The following is a 17,560-nucleotide window of genomic DNA, read 5'->3' on the forward strand; positions in this document are numbered from 1 at the left end:
GATTACTCATCCTTTTCGCATAACTAACACTTGTTCAACATTCTATTTTGGAAGAAAAAGAGTGGCAATACGCCACCCCTTTCTTACTCCTTATTAAAATCTTTTAGTTTATCACCAATAAGATCACCTAATTGGAAACCTTCATCATCTTCTTTTTGGTATTTCGCGACATCAGCATTTTCTTCAACTTCTTGGGCTTCTTTAATGCTTAGCGAAACACGTTGATTGGTTTCATTAACATCAAGGACTTTAACGTTGACCTTCTGATCAATTTCAAGTACTTCTTGAGGTGAACCAATATGCTCTTTAGAAATTTCCGAAATATGAACAAGACCTTCTACTTGTGAAAGTACTTCGATAAACGCTCCAAAATTAACTAGTCGTTTAACCGTTCCTTCAACAATTTGTCCAGGTTTTAACTTCAGTTCAATACCTTCCCAAGGGCCAGGTTGTAATTCTTTTATGGATAAACCAATTCTTTCAGTATCACGATCAACTGTTAGAACTTTAACTGTTACTTTTTGACCAACTTCTACAGCATCTTCTACTTGATTAACGTGATCATGTGATAATTGTGAAATATGAATCAAACCATCTATTCCACCTAGATCAACAAACGCACCAAATGATGCTACACGTTGAACGACACCTTCAAGAACGTCACCTACTTCAATACTTTGCAATAGTCGCTGTTTCTTCAACTGTTTTTCAGACTCTTCAACAGCTTTATGAGATAGAATGATACGATTTCGTTCTTCATTCACTTCTATAATTTTAACTTCTAGTGTCTTACCTTGATAAACGGACAGATCATCAACATAAAAAGTTTCAATATGTGAAGCTGGTATAAAGCCACGTACACCTACATCAACTATTAGACCAGCATCGACTACATCTGAAACAACTGCTTGAATAACATCATCTTGTTCATAGTGTTGCATTAATTGATCCCATGCCATTTGCTGGTCTTTCTCTTTCTTTGAAACAACGATTACTTCATCTTCAATTTTTGTAACGATACCTTCAAACGTATCGCCTTCGGATAACACTTCATTTGTATGGTCAACATGTAAATGCGACAGTTCTGAAATCGGTACAACACCATCAAATTTTGCACCTATATTAACAACAACTTGTTTTTCTTCTAATTTAACAACTGTTGCTTTAACTTCATCTCCAATTTGGATCGCTTGTTCTGATACATTTTCTTGATTTTCAGTCATTATGATTCCTCCTTCTTCCTCAAACAAAACAAAATACATTATGTAATAATAACACCTTAATCATAACATTATTTTGTATTTTCTTCTAATAATGATTGGATATTCGCCATAATTTCATCTGTCACATCTTGAGCTCTAGGGTTTTCAACTTTTAATGTTTCAAATTCAATTGCTTGTCCATATACGACGTGTAATGGTTCAGATCGGTCATAGCTCCCAATAATGGCGCATGGTATAACCGTTGCATTGGAGCGCATCGCAAAAAATCCTGCTCCTGCAAGCCCTTTTTGTAATTGACCATCCTTACTGCGTGTTCCCTCTGGAAACAAGCCTAATGTTCCACCTTGTTCTAATAATTCTAACCCTCTACGAAGAGCGTTACGATCGCGCATTCCCCTTTTAACTGGAAAAGCATTTAAATGAGGTAATAGAAAGCCTAACCCCTTCTTCTCAAACAACTCTTCTTTTGCCATGAAGTGTATGTCTCTCGGTGATGTAATACCGACAACAGGAGGGTCAAAATTAGAGATATGATTTGAACATATAATAACTGGACCTTGATCAGGTATATTTTCCTGGCCATGAATCTTGATTCGATATAAAAATTTAAATATTACCCAAACCACGAATTTAGCAAACTTATAGATCATCTCATAAACTCCTTTATTACTTACTGAGCTTGTTGAATCAATGAAAGAATTTGATTAGTTACATCATCAATTGATAATGATGTCGTGTCAATCTCGATTGCATCATCAGCCTGAATGAGCGGTGCCATTTCACGCTCTGAATCAATTTGGTCACGACGCTCAATATCACGTTTTAACTCTTCTAAGTCCGACTCAATTCCTTTTTGTAAGTTTTCTGTATGTCGTCTTTCAGCCCGCTCTTCCACAGAAGCAATTAAGAATACTTTTACATCTGCCTGAGGTAAGACATATGTGCCTATATCACGTCCATCCATTACAACATTAGCAACTTCAGCTAATTCACGTTGCATAGCCACCATATGATCACGTACCGATTTGTGTTTAGCCACATCTGAGACATGATTTGTGACATCTGTTTGTCTAACCGCCTGCGATACATTTTCATCATTTAAAAATACGTCTTGACCATGCTCTTGATACTTGAATGAAATGGTTACACGTTTAGCTAAATGTGATAAGCCTTGTTCATCATTAGGGTCAATTCCTTCTCTAAGAGCCTGTAATGTTAGGGCTCGGTACATTGCACCAGTATCAATGTATACATAACTAAGTTGGTTTGCTACTTTTTTAGCAACAGTACTTTTACCCGCTGCCGCTGGTCCGTCAATTGCTACTTTCATGATCGTTCCTCCTAGAATTTTTAAGTTTTCGCATGTTATGATTTAAGTTTTCGACGGCGTTGTAATTGGTGATCAAAACAAAATTTAATGATGGCTTCTCGCTTCTCATCATCAATGGAATTAAATTTGATCGATAATTTCCAACTTGATCCATCCATTTGGCTATAACGAATCACTTCACCTATAGCATTTAAATAAATATATTGATTAGCTTCAAGCGGTAACACGATCATCATGTCAAGTTCTTCACCTTCATTAAACTTGATATCGTGAGCTTTAACAGCGATACCTCCACCACTTATGTCTAGTGTGTAAGATATTAAAGGCTCCCGTTCTTCGTCTAATGGGTGCAGGGCAATATCTAAATTCGTGTTGACACGAACATATTCACGGCGCTGTATTTTCATTAATTCATCTTTATGAGGATAGTCTAATTCGAGCACAGCCATCCCTTGCCATTTTCTACGCTTAACTTCCGAATAAAATTGAAAAACTACTTCATGATCGGATACGAATGAAACCCTGACTTTTGTGTTCTCAATAAAATAATGGGTTCTACCTGTTTGTTGATTTACAGGATAATCAATAAAAATGTGATCATTCGTCAGGTCAAATACTTTAGAATGTAATTTTCCTTCTATTTGTTCTCCTTTGACTGTCTCAATGGAAAGCTTTTTACCTACTGACAGCATAGAACCTATCTCCTTTTTCCCCAGCTATTATAATTATGACAAAAAAAACTAAAAAGGAAAAGGTAAAGTTACCTTTTCCTCTAATTATTTATTAATAAACTTCTTCACTTTGGGTTAAACGCTCGACCCGTTCTTCAAACCCGTCATTAGCATTAATATAAACACGATAAGTTGTACCATCAATTGTCCCTAACACTTCATACGCTAACACTTCTCCGTTTTCCTCTGTTTCAATGACTGCTAGGCGAGTTGTTTGAACATCTATTTGTTCATGAATATAATCGATTGCTTCTTCCTCAGACAAGGTTGGTTCGAATTCGCGTTCTTCTCGTTTATTTTCATTTAATATAAAGTCTCTAGCTGTTAGTCCTGTAACTTGACCATCATCTAAAGCCACTTTCACTTGAATTTCATCAGGATAATAGTAGGTATCATCATGAACATGAACGAACTTATAAACGCCTGTTTTTTCATATTGTTTACTTTCAACCATTTCAACTTGGTTATAATCTAAGTCTTCTAATAATGTTTCAGCGACTAAACGTCCATCATGTAAACTTTTCGTCGACTCACCAACATCACGGTTTAACAAGTATGATAATACATTTCCACCTTGCTTCGTGACTTCAGCGTAACCATGAAAAGAATCAGTATTGAATGAAACATTATAAATAGGTACTTCAGAACCTTCTCCATTTTCTGTAATTGTTAATTCTGTTTGTTCATTTAGTTCAAAATAATCTTTAACAACTTGTTCTATATCACTCTGATTATATGACTCCCCCGTAAGCTCTATAGAATTCTCATTATTAGCGCTATCATTCAACTGACTTAATCCATCAAACTGACCAGCATCTTCTTCTACTACCTGCAATCCATTTAATACTTCATCGTCACGTTGATCATTTGTTGCAACACTGACTTCAATATCCATCCACCTTACACCATCTGTTAAAACTTGATCTTGCACCTGTCTTAAGTCACTTTTCATTTGGTTTGATTGATCTTTAAGCTCACTTAACGCTTGTAATTCTTGATCATTTAATGGCTGATCATTTAAATCTCTAATTGATACATCGTAAGCGAAATCACCAATTTGATTTAATAACTGCTGCGTTTGATTAAATGGCAATAATGACAACGGAAGCTGTGAAACGTCAGCTTTCGCTTCAGAAGTTATCTTCCAAATATTAGCCATCTGAGGCGAAATATTACTTGGAGCATTCATTGCTAGTACAGTTGAAATTTTCTCATCTAATTCATCCATACGGTATGTTAAATCATGAAATGCTCGCTGATAGTTATTCTCCGCTTTAATTAATATAGCATTTTTCTCCTGCTGTTCTTGGTAACCCCAAATGATTGCTCCAACTAATCCTATAAGCAGTACAATATATATTATCCAACGTATCCATCCTGGCATTTAATTCACCTTCCTACTTCATAAAGATATGCTTACCAATTCGTTTGATTTGAGGTCTTGACCAAATCCAATCTGATGTCGCGGTGTCTGGGTTGAAATAGTAGATAGCACCACCTGAAGGATCCCAGCCGTTCGTGGCATCCATAACTGCTTCACGTGCTTGTGCATTCGGCTGCATATTAATCTGACCATCTGCAACTGCTTCAAACGCAAGGGGTTCATAAATGATTCCTGAAATTGAATCTGGAAAATCAGAGTCATCGAGTCGATTTAGTATGACAGCAGCGATCGCAACTTGGCCATTATACGGTTCTCCCCGTCCTTCAGCATAGACAGCTCTGGCCATTAAATTTATATCATTTTGTGAAAAACCATTAGGAACATTAACTGCTTGTGGTTCGTTGGTCGCTGCGTCTTGATTGTTTTGTGATTCTTGTGTTGATTCATTGGTTTGTTGATTAGATTGTTTACCACCTTCATAGTTAATATCACGATTATTATTGATTTGTTGATTAATATAATTCTCATCATATTCTGTCGCATCCACTAGCATTTGTTTTGTTTTATCCCCTACTAAGCCATCCACATTCTCTAAACCAAAAGCTTCTTGAAAATTACGAACAGACCAATAAGTTCCCCAACCAAATACGCCATCAACCTTTCCATCATAGTATCCGTTATATTGTAGGCGTGCCTGCAATTCAATGACATCATCACCTGTTGCACCTTTTTGAATCACTTGGTCGGAAAACCCGTTGACCGTCAAGTTTGTTCCTAGTATTACTAAACAAACAATGGTGATTCCTAATAATTGTTTCATCATCTCATGATCCTCCTGTTCCTTAACTCACGTTATGGCTTAGTTTCTACTTTTTATAACGGATTATACAAAGGAACTCTGGTCAAATGAAAACCCCCGACAACAAGTGTCGAGGGTCTATTAATCATTATGAAAATGTTAGTGAGGCATTGCCATCTGCTAATTGTACTGCTAACCTTACACGAGCCTTTTTACTATCATAATCACTTCCTAGAATGACTCCATAATTATATAAATCATAAGCACTGCCTTCATAATCGTAAGTTGGATAAACAGCTCCTTCTTCTGAGGCTGTGGTAATGACAACTTTGACTCTCTTATTTAAACTACGTTTAATCGCGGGCATCATTTTAGGAGGAACCTGTCCACGCCCTACACCTTCTAGTATTATCCCTTCAGTGCCTGCAGCAACCAATGCATCTATCATAACACCATCTGAATCTGTATAACATTTTACGATATCTACACGTGGTAAAGGTTGAGATACTTGATATATATCACGTTGGATTGGACGTTGGAATATCTGGACCAAATCATTATCAATAATGCCTAAATAACCAAATCCAAATGAATTGAATCCTTGTATATTACTAGCGTGTTCCTTTTTAACGTGCTTAGCAGCAAAAATTCGTTCATTGAAAACAACGACGGTTCCTGCATGATGTAGATCAGGACTACAAGCTGTATAAATTGCATGACGCAAGTTAATATAAACATCACTGCCTAAATCAGTAATCGAGCGTTGAGATCCTGTCACAACTACAGGGCGCTCGTCACTAATTGTTAAGTCTAGAAAATAAGCCGTTTCTTCAATCGTATCAGTTCCATGAGTCACTACTACACCCGATACTTCAGGATCTTCAAAATAATAATCGATTGTTTGTTTTAATAAAAGCCAATCATTTGAATCAAGATGTATACTTGGCTTTTGAAAAGCAGAATCAATAACAAGTTCAATTTCATTAGGTAATTCACATAATGATGCTAATTCTTCACCAGTCATTTCTCCTGATGACAGTTTACCACTCGGTTGCTTAGGTTTACTCGCAATTGTTCCGCCTGTCGTGATTAATACAACCTTATTCATCATCTCACCTGTTCCTTCTCAGCAATATGTTGTGCGATTTGCTCGCCGTGATGACGACCATTTTCAATAAATATTTCATTATTATTATAACCTGCAGCAATAACACCCGAAATATAAACATTACTTATATTCGTTTCCATTGTTGCTTCATTAAATTCAGGTCTTCCTGTTTCAATGTCAATATTGATCCCAATCGACTTTAAAAACTGGTGGTCAGGGTGATAACCAACCATAGCAAATACAAAATCTGCCTCAGCTTGATAGTTGGCCTCACCTATATTGTAATGTACCTTTTCTTCAGTTATCTTCTGTACTTCAGCATTAAAAACCATTTGAATTTTATTATGTCGAACTAATGCTTCAAAATTAGGTAATATCCACGGTTTGACACTTGAAGAATAATCAGCCCCACGATATAAAACGGTCACATGAGCCCCTGCCTTTTCCAGTTCTAAAGTGGCATCAACCGCCGAATTTTTCCCACCGATTACCACGACGTTCTGGTTATAAAACGGATGTGCTTCTTTAAAATAATGAGAAACATGCGGTAATGATTCACCAGGAATATCTAAACGATTAGGATGGTCATAATATCCTGTTGCGACAACTAAGTATGTGGTTAAATAATCATGCGCGATATTATTTTGGTCCACCGTGCTTATATGATAACCATCAGGATTTGATTGCATATTTAAAACTTTCTCATAAGTGTTAATTCGTAACTTAGTTCGATCTGCTACCGTTCTGTAATATGTTAATGCTTCATTACGCACTGGTTTTTGTCTTTCAGAAATAAATGGTATTTGTCCGATTTCAAGCTTTTCACTTGAACTAAAAAAGGTTTGATGAGTGGGATAATGATAAATTGAATTAGCTACATTTTTCTTTTCGATAATAAGCGGTTCAAAACCCTGACGTTTAAGTTCAATGGCTGCCGAAAGACCACACGGGCCACCACCTATAATGATGATCTTTTCTTCTTTCATTTATAAACACCTCTATGTATTGGCTTCATTATGTTGGATTATGACAATATAAAACTCCTACCAAATTAATGATAGGAGATTTTAATTAGCGATTCAACTGTTTTTAATTAAATCCAACCTCTAAAGCGAGCTGCTTCTGTCATCTTACGTACTCCAACCATATATGCCGCAAGACGCATATCAATATTACGGTTTTGAGACGTTGTATAAACGTTATTAAATGCTTTAACAAGCACTTCTCTTAATTTTTCTTGGACTTCTTCTTCTTTCCAGTAATAACCTTGATTGTTCTGGACCCATTCAAAATAAGAAACCGTCACACCACCAGAAGAAGCTAACACATCTGGAACAAGTAAAATTCCACGTTCTGTTAAGATTTGAGTTGCTTCTAATGTAGTCGGGCCATTTGCTGCTTCAACAACAATTTTAGCATTAATATTATGTGCATTATCTTCACGAATTTGGTTTTGGATGGCTGCGGGCACTAAAATATCTGTTTCTAGTTCAAGCATTTCGTCATTTGTAATGGTATCTTCAAATAAGTTAGTGACTGTACCAAAACTATCGCGACGATCTAATAAGTATTCAATATCTAACCCATCTGGATCATGTAGTGCGCCTTCTGCATCAGAGATTGCAATAACCTTAGCACCCATGTCATGCATGAATTTAGCTAAGAAGCTTCCAGCATTACCAAAGCCTTGCACAATTACACGAGCCCCTTGAAGTTCAATACCTTGCTTTTTACAAGCTTCTTCAATACAGATGGTAACCCCTTTAGCTGTTGCTGTTTCACGTCCGTGTGAACCACCTAAAACAATTGGTTTACCTGTAATAAAACCAGGATTATTAAATTCATCAATACGACTATATTCATCCATCATCCATGCCATAATTTGTGAATTGGTAAACACGTCTGGGGCTGGTATATCTTTCGTTGGGCCAACTACTTGAGATAAAGCACGAACATAACCACGACTTAATGCTTCTAATTCTCGGAATGACATCTCACGAGGATCGCAGATAATGCCACCCTTACCACCGCCATATGGTAAATCAACAATACCTGATTTTAACGTCATCCATATAGATAAAGCTCTTACCTCTGTTTCTGTAACATCAGGATGGAAGCGGACTCCGCCTTTTGTTGGGCCTACCGCATCACTGTGTTGTGCTCGATAACCAGTAAAAACTTTAACTTTTCCATCATCCATACGGACTGGTATTCTCACCGTAATCATACGTACAGGTTCTTTCATTAACTCGTATGCTTCATCAGGATAACCTAATCGTCCTAACGCATCTTGAACGACCTCTTGTGTCGACTTTAGAATATTATTGTCTTTTTCTTTTTTAGAATCTTCTGAGTTCTGGGCCACCATTTGTTTACCTCCTATATTTATGCAAACAATGTTGAGTTAAAATCTTTCAATGTTTAGTATACATCTTAAATAAGAATATGCAACAACATAACAGGACAAATTATCCATTCTTATATGAAATTTAGCTATATTTCTCCAAGCTTAAATCAATAAATAGTTGGACCATTTCTGTATAGCTGATTCCAACTGCCCCAGCAGCATCTGGATATAAGCTTGTCGGTGTCATACCTGGTAAAGTGTTCACTTCTAATATAACAGGGCCATGTACTTCACTTAAAATAAAATCGACACGAGAATAGGTTTCACAGCCCAGTGCTCGGTGCGCTTGATTTGCGTAGTGTTGAATCGTTTCGGTTAACTCTTCACTGATCTCAGCTGGAACTATATGTTCACTTCCGCCTTCAGCATATTTTGATTCATAATCATAATATTTACTTTTAGGTACGATTTCTATTATAGGCAGTGCTTGTTCATCACCTTTATTACCTAAAACTGAAACGGTTAATTCCCTTCCACTCACATAGTCTTCTACAATAATATCCGAATCATGTGTGAAAGCCATTTGAACAGCGTCAGCAATTTGTTCATCTGATTCTACAATGGTTAAGCCTAAAGTTGAACCTTCTTGATTAGGTTTAATCACAAACGGTTTTGTAAATGTTGCCTTAATGGAATGAATCATATCTTCTCTAGATTCTTTATAATGGAAGGATTGACTTCTAGCAACTGGAATATCGTGCATAGCAAATACCTGTTTAGCTTTTGATTTATCCATAGCCAGTGAAGATGCTAAAACTCCTGAACCTACATAAGGAACCCCCATCAATTCAAGCATTCCCTGAACAGTCCCGTCTTCTCCTTGTTTACCATGTAAACCAATCAAAACAAGATCTACTTGCATTAATTGTTTCCACAACTGTTCCATTTGATTCGGGTCAAAGTCAATAGCCATAACATCATGATCCAACTGTTCTAATGCTTGAATCATCCCTTTTCCTGTTGATAGAGAGACTTCTCTTTCTTTTGATGTTCCACCGTATAACACTGCGACTTTCATTTGTTCACCTCAAATTTAATTAAAATGTTGATTAATGGTTTTGATTGCATTTTCTAAAATGACATGGTTTCCATATTCGTTTAAAACATGCGAAGTAATCGTACTAGGCGAACCAAATTCAGATAAAATTGAAATCAGATCTTCACGTTGATTACTCGCTAGATAGTGATCATCAATCTTCATATAATACATCTGCTCATAATGATAAATTGACGAAGACATTTCATTCAACGATTTTAGAGTTTTTGCAACTTGAATGACAGATTCAAATGTATCAAAAGAAAAGATTAGTTCTTGACTTTCATCCATTGTAACCTTTAACTCAATATAGTCGTCTCCATCTTCAATTTCACTTTCATTTTGTGTCACAACAATGATCATACCTTGAGCTTGCAACATGTGAACGCGAACGATTAATCGTCCATCTAATTCCATTTCCAATTCCTCTGAAGCTTCATGCAACATATCTTGAAAAAGACGGTTTGCTTGAGGAAGATTATTCCATAAGTCGTCTTTCGAATAGCCTCGATCATACAGATCATCGTATGTTAAAAAGATTTTAAACTGGTTTATACTAATACGTTCTAATCTCATGTCACCACCTCCAAGATTATTACTGCTATTATATGTGATGGATACAGCGAAAATTGCCTGTTTAAGTAAGTATAATTTTACACATACTAATATTCTAAAGGATAAATGCATATTTAAAAACGGTTTATAGGTAAATCATCCAAAAACTTATGATTAGGGCAAAATAAAATAATAGTAAATCGGAATAGCCATACTTGTTAAAAGAAATAAAATTAGGACAATATGAAGCGTTAATCGATGATAATAAAGTGTTGGTTCGTGTTCGATTTCTTCTTTTTCATTTAATTCTTCATATTGATACTCATCTGTATTTGGTTTTGGGGTCTGCTTAAACCATTTTCTTTTTTTTCGATGCACTTCGCGACGTGGTGGCAAAGACATGACATCAGCAGAGTCTGACGGTTGCAATTCTTGTTGCTTTGATGCTGACACTAAAATCACCTCATTTTTTTCCAATAATAAACACCTAACAATAAATCAATCGTGTAATGCGCAGTAATAGTAACCATTAAGTTATTAGTTATATGATACATATACCCAATTCCAAATGATAATAACACAACAGACAACAGTAATACCCATTTACGCAAATATCGAACATGAACTAAAGCAAATAATATACTTGCAACCCAAAAACCAAAATTTGTTTGGATAACGCCACGAAATAACACCTCTTCAGAAAGCGCTACTACCAGTGTCAGTAAAGCAACATGTGGAATCGAAATCGATGTAAATAAGCGGCGATTGATACCTCCATCATCATATAATCGACCCGGTAATAATTGAAGCATGATTATGTCAACAAGGACGATCATGACCCCTGGGACCAGGCCAAACCAAAAAATTTCATGAGTATTAAATTGAAATAAGGTCCAAAAATCACCCCATTCATTAAATAGAAAGAGGCCGACAATATAAGCAATGACAAGGAATAAACCTTGTGATAAATAAACGTTCCATAACAATTCTTTATCTGATAGTTGTTTAACTAGATCGGCTTGTGTCGGTTTTCTAGACATATAATTCCCATCACCTTTTATTAAATAATTCATTTAGACGTTTTTCCCAATTAACTTCTAGAGAAAAGGAAACATCATTAGGTAATTCCCAATCATCAACTCTAAATCCACATTGATCACAACAATCATATTCAGGGGTTTTAACCTCTTCTTGAAATTTTTTATAAAGCACCTGGCGCCTGCATTGATCCGTATGAATCCATTTCAACAACCCTATAATACTGTCTTTTTTAACAGCTAACCTTTGATCACGAACTTGCTGAATGATGTGGAATAAATCATTAGATGAATATCTATTCTTCTCTGCTTGGAATGCTAAAAATCGTTCTTGTGTTTCTGTCAACTTGTCACTTAAGTCCTCAGCTTGTAGAAAAGCACTGATCATTTCATCATCTGGTAATTCTTGACCAATTAAATGAAATGGTAGGGATTCGTCGCCACGTTGATATAACAAACAAGCTAAACTAGGTCGTCCATCTCTCCCTGCCCTTCCTATTTCTTGTATATAGGACTCTAAATCAGATGGCATATGATAGTGAATAACTAGTCGAATGTTAGCTTTATCAACCCCCATGCCGAATGCACTGGTACAACAAATTACATCAAGTTGATCATACATGAACTGTTGTTGAATTAACAGTCGGTCTTCTGATTCCATTCCACCATGATAAAATGCGATCGATCGGTCAGGAAATTGTTGTTGTAGCATATAGCAAACAGACTCACTTTTCATGCGACTGGAAAAGTAAATCATGGTAGGCATTCGCTTCTTTTCTAAGAGTTTCGTTAATTGCCGATGTTTTTCCTCGACGGTTTCAACATTTCTGACTGATAGTGTAATGTTAGGGCGATCGATCGGATAGATTATTTTTTCAAAAGAAAGATTAAAATGATTGACGATATCCTGTTGTACTTCATCTGTTGCCGTAGCACTAAGAGCTAACAATGGCGGTTGCCCTAATTCTCTATGTACAGTATTTAATTTTAAATAATCGGTTCTAAACTCATGACCCCATTGCGATAAACAATGCGCTTCATCGATAACGAAATAATTAACGTGTTGTTGTTTTAAATAGTTCATCACATGACTTTGCTGCAACATTTCTGGCGAGCAATAGAGCAACTGGACATTTGATAAATGATTTAATATTCGTTGCTTTTGATGACTATTATGCAAACTAGTTAATGTAGCCACTCGTTTGATTCCTTTTGCTTTCAACACTTTCACCTGATCAATCATTAGTGATAGTAAGGGTGAGACAACAATCGTTATTCCAGCACTTAGCAAAGCAGGCAATTGATACGTAATCGACTTACCACTACCTGTAGGTAAAGTTGCTAAAGTGTTATGACCTGCTAGCACCGATTCAATAATAGATTGCTGGCCAACTTTAAATGTTTCAAAACCAAAATATTTTTTAAGATAATGTTCTAATTGATGCTCAACCATTCGAAATCGCCTCTTTTTCTTGCCCTAATCGCGCTATCACTAAACGAATTTGAAAATAAGACACTTGACCATCCAACTGTTCTTTTATCCTTTTTAATCGCTTAGTCATGTCTTCTTCTAAGACATAGCGAATTCTCTTTTCATCTTCTAAAGAAACAAATTTCCGAATTGAAAACAGAATTTCCTTCATCGCAAGTTCAACAATATGATCTTCTATCGTACTTGGCTTTAAGCGCCTCTTCTCAACGATTTGGTCAATAGACATACCTCTGTTATACATATGTTTTGTCAATAAAGCTGATTCTGTTAGTCGATTTTCATCTTGTTTAGGTATTAACTGTTTGATTAGATTAAATGAATTAGGATTAGATGTAATATATCCTAACCACTGATGTAAGACTGATTGAACGGATAATTCAATCATAATCGGATCCATCTGCCACTTTTCAGCAATTTGTTGATAACTTAAACCAATTTGATCAGATCCTGAAATGGTTAACATCATTAAGTTCGCATCATTTTCATTCAATAATCGAAACAATCGATTTAGTTCATCATATAGTACTTCACCATTTTGTGCTAATGGATTATAGTCATTAAATATTTTCTTAATACTTGCTTGCACAGACTCATCATCTGTAATCGGAAAGAATTGTGTTTGATTATGTATTAAATTTGAAACGGATTGGATGAGTAACTGTAATCGAATATAAAAAGGTCTAGTAATAGCTCCATAGTCCATGCCGTTCAGCTCTAATTGCCAATGATCTTGGCAAAAATGCTCACCCAATTCTGTCATTACTACGAGTGAATCTTGCTCTTCTATCAAGCCATCCTTTTTTAATTGATTAATCGCTTGATCAAATGCATCAACAGATAATCTGGGTAATACATGATAAAAATCTGCTAGATGAAACAACCGACTATCTTGAAAGGTTTGAGCAGATTTTTTTCCTCTTAAAATATGAAGAACAGAACGCGGGGTTCGCTCACCTTCGACTTGTTTTAAACGGGGAAGTAACCACCTTGAAAATGACATATGGATGACTCCTTTTAGTCAGGAAACTATATTTTTTGCAACAGTTAGAAATAGTAGATAGAATATAGTAAGATACTTTTATTATAGCATGTCATCATGCTGGAGGAACGAACAATATGCCTAATTTCACAAAAGTTGATCCTGATACCTGTATTGCTTGCGGTGCATGTGGTACAAATGCGCCTGACATATTTGATTATGATATTGAAGGAATAGCCTTCTCAAAATTAGATGACAACAAAGGAAATACACCGATACCAGAAAATTTAGTAGATGATTTTGAAGATGCTTTAGAAGGATGTCCAACTGAATCAATCAAACAATCTAATGAACCATTTTAAACTATTTGTCGAATGACCAAAACTATTTTCCAAGTTTCTTTTCTTACTGGTGAAACATTGGTATAATAATCAGTGAATTTGAAATCAAGGAGGAAGTATTGTGGCAAACAACAAAATTATCGATGTATTTGTCGAAATCCCGACAGGTAGTCAAAACAAGTACGAGTATGATAAAGACCAAGGTGTTTTCAAATTAGATCGTGTGTTATTTTCATCACAGTTCTATCCAGCGGAATATGGTTACATTGATGAAACATTGGCATTAGACGACGACCCTTTAGATGCTCTAGTTATCGTAACTAACCCGACATTCCCGGGTTGTGTCATCGAATCTAAAGTTCTTGGTTTCTTGAACATGGTTGACGACGGTGAAGAAGACCAAAAACTTATTGCTGTTCCAGTAGAAGATCCTCGTTTTGAAAATGTAAATACATTAGACGATTTACCTCAGCACAAACTTGAAGAAATCAAGCATTTCTTTGATACTTATAAAGACCTTCAAGGTAAAGAGACACAAATCGGGGAATATGAAGATGCTGATGCAGCAAGTAAATTAATTGATGAATGTCTAGAACGCTATCAAAATAATTAATCATTAAAAATGAACCGCCATTAATTTGGCGGTTCATTTTTAATCTTTATTCATCCAATATTAAAGGTAAAGTGAATGTAAATGCCGTACCTTCTTCATATTTACTACGTGCAACAATCGTTCCGCCATGTGATTCTACAATATGCTTGGCAATGGATAACCCAAGACCTGTTCCCTTTTTCGATTGATGACGGGTTCTTGCTTTGTCACTTTTATAAAAACGTTCAAAAACAAATGGTAAGTCTTCTTCAGCAATTCCTTTTCCATTATCAGTAACTTCAAAATGGATCTCATCGCCACTTTTCCAAACGGAAACATGAATCATTCCTTGCTCTTCTGTATGTCTAAATGCATTATCAATTAAGTTTGTTAAGACTTGTTCAATTCGGTCTGGATCGAACATAACAGTTGTTTGTTCTAAGTCAAAATGGGAATTGAATTGGATTTTTTGATTTTGAGCTAACGTGGTAAATTTATTCATAACACGCTGAACAAAAGTTTTCACATCTACTTGTTCAGGATTTAATTGAATATGACCAGCTTCCATTCGTGCTAAATCAAGCAATTCATTGACCAAGCGATTCATCCGCAACGACTCATCATAAATAATCTGAGCTAATTCCTGTTTTTCTTCTTTCGATTCGGCTACATCATCAACAATCGCCTCTGAGTAACCTTGCATCATTGAAATTGGTGTACGTAATTCATGAGAGACATTCGCTAAGAAGTCTTTACGTAACTTATCTAATTGCCGCTCATCTGTCATATCACGAATAATCGCAACAATTCCGACGATTACAGAGTTATCATAAAGTGGCGTCATGACTAAGACATATGAACGTCCTTGCACAGTTATCTCAACAGATTGCTCTTGTTCATCCATTAATACATCATTGAAATATGTTGTTAACATTTCTGGTAATGGTTCTTCTGCTAAATCATGTTCATATTTAAGTTGTTCAAGAAATTGTTCTGCTGGTGGATTGATAATTAAAACATCAAATTGTTTATTAACCGTAATCACACCGTCAGCCATCGATTTCAAAATACTAGATAACTGTGACTTTTCTTGATTAAGAGCATTGATATGATAATTTAATTGTCTACGCATTAAGTTAAATGAGTTAGCTAATTCACCGATTTCATCATACGTTAAAACGGGTACTTTTGTATGAAACTCACCCTTGGCTAATTCCGATGCTGCTTTACGCATTCGAATCAAAGGTGCAGTAATTCGTGTTGATAGGAAGAAAGCAAAAATTGTTGTCAATACAATTGCAATAGTAGCTGCTAACAAAATAATATCTGTGGTTTGATCCGTTGTTTCTTCAACTACATTTAAGGATTGATAGACATATATTGCACCTTGTTCATCTTTTGTTGGGATTCCAACAACCATGATTTCTTCATCAGAATTGGGCAATGTTGTAATCTCTCTAATCTGTTCGTCTTCTGATAGTGATTGGTTAATATCAGAACTAGCAATAAACCAACTTGGATCAAGTTCAAAGCTTTGTCCTTGACTCGCTTCGTTTTGCCAATATTGATGCTCATCAAAGAAGATAGTGACCCGTGTTGAAGGATCCATCAACTGGTTAACCGTTTCAATGCTGACATCTTCTTGTTGATGACTTTCCACCAATGATTGGACACTCTCAGCTTGATTAACTAGATTTTGTTCAGCATCGTCGATATAAAAGTTCTCGAAAAACTCAAGCAATAATACGGTCAAAATCATTAAAACAAAAGCAACAAGAAGGATAATGGTAGACCATAATTTGAAAACAACACTTTTCCAAAACATTATGTGTCAGTTACCTCAAATTTATAACCAACACCCCAAACAGTCACAATCATACTCCCTGCAGCCTCAGATACCTTGTTTAATTTCTCCCGCAATCGTTTAACGTGAGTATCCACAGTTCTTAAATCACCAAAGAACTCATACTCCCATACTTCCTTTAACAATTCTTCACGATCGAATACTTTATCTGGTGCTTTTGCTAAATAATATAATAGTTCATATTCTTTCGGCGTTAGACTGACTTCAATATTATCTGCGAGTACTCGATGAGCGTCTTTATCAATCGTTAAATGCGGAAAAACTAATACATTTTGTGTATCTGGTTTTGTTTCTAAATACTTTGTCGCAGAAGCACGTCGTAATAGAGCTTTGACACGCAAAACAACTTCGCGCGGACTGAATGGTTTAACAATATAATCATCTGCACCCACTTCAAACCCCTGGACTCGATTAGATTCTTCACCTTTTGCTGTTAACATGATGACAGGCGTTGCTTTTTGTTCTCGCAATTGAGCACAGACATCCACCCCGTCTTTTCCAGGCAACATCAAATCAAGAAGAATTAAATCATAATCGGTTGCTAATGCTTTATCTAATGCTTCATCACCATTTGCAGCTTCATCAATCTGATAACCTTCCCGGTCTAGATATAATTTTAATAAGCGTCGAATCCGCTCTTCATCATCGACCACTAAAATATTTGCTTCTTCTGACATATACA

At 35.9% G+C, this 17,560-nt stretch carries 19 protein-coding genes; 2 read left to right on the forward strand and 17 right to left on the reverse strand.

The features are described from left to right. Positions 1 to 83: 83 nt before the first annotated feature. From rpsA to J2S77_RS02300, 15 genes are all read right to left on the reverse strand, one after another. Positions 84 to 1,223, reverse strand: coding sequence for a 30S ribosomal protein S1 (gene rpsA, locus J2S77_RS02230; protein WP_306974261.1), 1,140 nt, complete (start codon positions 1,221 to 1,223; stop codon positions 84 to 86). A 68-nt stretch (positions 1,224 to 1,291) separates the two neighbouring features. After that, complete coding sequence (locus tag J2S77_RS02235) at positions 1,292 to 1,873, reverse strand: lysophospholipid acyltransferase family protein (RefSeq protein ID WP_306974263.1); 582 nt, start codon at positions 1,871 to 1,873, stop codon at positions 1,292 to 1,294. 20 nt (positions 1,874 to 1,893) lie between these two features. Then, positions 1,894 to 2,553, reverse strand: a complete 660-nt coding sequence (gene cmk, locus J2S77_RS02240; protein ID WP_306974265.1) for a (d)CMP kinase — start codon at positions 2,551 to 2,553, stop codon at positions 1,894 to 1,896. A 35-nt stretch (positions 2,554 to 2,588) separates the two neighbouring features. Further along, the gene (locus tag J2S77_RS02245) at positions 2,589 to 3,245 is read right to left on the reverse strand and encodes a flagellar brake protein (RefSeq protein ID WP_306974267.1); all 657 of its coding nucleotides are present in this window, start codon (positions 3,243 to 3,245) and stop codon (positions 2,589 to 2,591) included. Positions 3,246 to 3,336: 91 nt separating this feature from the next. Beyond that, a complete protein-coding gene (ypeB, locus tag J2S77_RS02250; protein WP_306974269.1) occupies positions 3,337 to 4,668 on the reverse strand; it encodes a germination protein YpeB in 1,332 nt (443 codons plus the stop codon). Positions 4,669 to 4,681: 13 nt separating this feature from the next. Continuing rightward, positions 4,682 to 5,488 carry a spore cortex-lytic enzyme gene (gene sleB, locus J2S77_RS02255; RefSeq protein WP_370871779.1) on the reverse strand — a complete coding sequence of 269 codons (807 nt, stop codon included), beginning with the start codon at positions 5,486 to 5,488 and terminating at the stop codon, positions 4,682 to 4,684. Between the two features lie 127 nt (positions 5,489 to 5,615). Then, positions 5,616 to 6,575: an asparaginase gene (locus tag J2S77_RS02260; RefSeq protein WP_306974908.1), complete on the reverse strand. Its 960-nt coding sequence runs from the start codon at positions 6,573 to 6,575 to the stop codon at positions 5,616 to 5,618. Continuing rightward, positions 6,575 to 7,561, reverse strand: coding sequence for a YpdA family putative bacillithiol disulfide reductase (locus J2S77_RS02265; RefSeq protein ID WP_306974272.1), 987 nt, complete (start codon positions 7,559 to 7,561; stop codon positions 6,575 to 6,577). The genes J2S77_RS02260 and J2S77_RS02265 overlap by 1 nt, the downstream gene beginning before the upstream one ends. Positions 7,562 to 7,668: 107 nt before the next feature. Continuing rightward, complete coding sequence (locus tag J2S77_RS02270) at positions 7,669 to 8,943, reverse strand: Glu/Leu/Phe/Val family dehydrogenase (RefSeq protein WP_306974274.1); 1,275 nt, start codon at positions 8,941 to 8,943, stop codon at positions 7,669 to 7,671. 121 nt (positions 8,944 to 9,064) lie between these two features. Next, positions 9,065 to 10,000: a D-alanine--D-alanine ligase family protein gene (locus tag J2S77_RS02275; RefSeq protein ID WP_306974276.1), complete on the reverse strand. Its 936-nt coding sequence runs from the start codon at positions 9,998 to 10,000 to the stop codon at positions 9,065 to 9,067. 15 nt (positions 10,001 to 10,015) lie between these two features. Beyond that, on the reverse strand, positions 10,016 to 10,594 hold the full coding sequence (locus J2S77_RS02280) for a genetic competence negative regulator (protein WP_306974278.1): 579 nt from the start codon (positions 10,592 to 10,594) through the stop codon (positions 10,016 to 10,018). A gap of 153 nt (positions 10,595 to 10,747) precedes the next feature. Then, positions 10,748 to 11,026, reverse strand: a complete 279-nt coding sequence (locus J2S77_RS02285) for a hypothetical protein (protein ID WP_306974280.1) — start codon at positions 11,024 to 11,026, stop codon at positions 10,748 to 10,750. A 5-nt stretch (positions 11,027 to 11,031) separates the two neighbouring features. Next, positions 11,032 to 11,613, reverse strand: a complete 582-nt coding sequence (locus J2S77_RS02290) for a CPBP family intramembrane glutamic endopeptidase (protein ID WP_306974282.1) — start codon at positions 11,611 to 11,613, stop codon at positions 11,032 to 11,034. 10 nt (positions 11,614 to 11,623) lie between these two features. Next, on the reverse strand, positions 11,624 to 13,063 hold the full coding sequence (locus tag J2S77_RS02295; protein ID WP_306974283.1) for a RecQ family ATP-dependent DNA helicase: 1,440 nt from the start codon (positions 13,061 to 13,063) through the stop codon (positions 11,624 to 11,626). Then, on the reverse strand, positions 13,056 to 14,102 hold the full coding sequence (locus J2S77_RS02300; RefSeq protein WP_306974284.1) for a YpbB family protein: 1,047 nt from the start codon (positions 14,100 to 14,102) through the stop codon (positions 13,056 to 13,058). Before J2S77_RS02300 ends, J2S77_RS02295 begins: the two co-directional genes overlap by 8 nt. Positions 14,103 to 14,218: 116 nt before the next feature. Here J2S77_RS02300 and J2S77_RS02305 point away from each other — a divergent pair, with 116 nt between their 5' ends. Further along, positions 14,219 to 14,443 (forward strand): ferredoxin, encoded by a 225-nt coding sequence (locus J2S77_RS02305; RefSeq protein ID WP_306974286.1) that lies wholly within the window; start codon positions 14,219 to 14,221, stop codon positions 14,441 to 14,443. A gap of 97 nt (positions 14,444 to 14,540) precedes the next feature. Beyond that, positions 14,541 to 15,035 carry an inorganic diphosphatase gene (locus J2S77_RS02310; RefSeq protein WP_306974911.1) on the forward strand — a complete coding sequence of 165 codons (495 nt, stop codon included), beginning with the start codon at positions 14,541 to 14,543 and terminating at the stop codon, positions 15,033 to 15,035. A 46-nt stretch (positions 15,036 to 15,081) separates the two neighbouring features. Here J2S77_RS02310 and J2S77_RS02315 read toward each other — a convergent pair whose 3' ends face one another. Both J2S77_RS02315 and J2S77_RS02320 read right to left on the reverse strand, forming a co-directional pair. Then, complete coding sequence (locus J2S77_RS02315; protein WP_306974287.1) at positions 15,082 to 16,839, reverse strand: ATP-binding protein; 1,758 nt, start codon at positions 16,837 to 16,839, stop codon at positions 15,082 to 15,084. Then, entirely contained in the window at positions 16,839 to 17,555 is a 717-nt protein-coding gene (locus J2S77_RS02320; protein WP_306974289.1) for a response regulator transcription factor, read from the reverse strand. Before J2S77_RS02320 ends, J2S77_RS02315 begins: the two co-directional genes overlap by 1 nt. Positions 17,556 to 17,560: the final 5 nt, after the last annotated feature.

This window comes from Alkalibacillus salilacus, assembly GCF_030812915.1.
Lineage (GTDB): Bacteria > Bacillota > Bacilli > Bacillales > Alkalibacillaceae > Alkalibacillus > Alkalibacillus salilacus.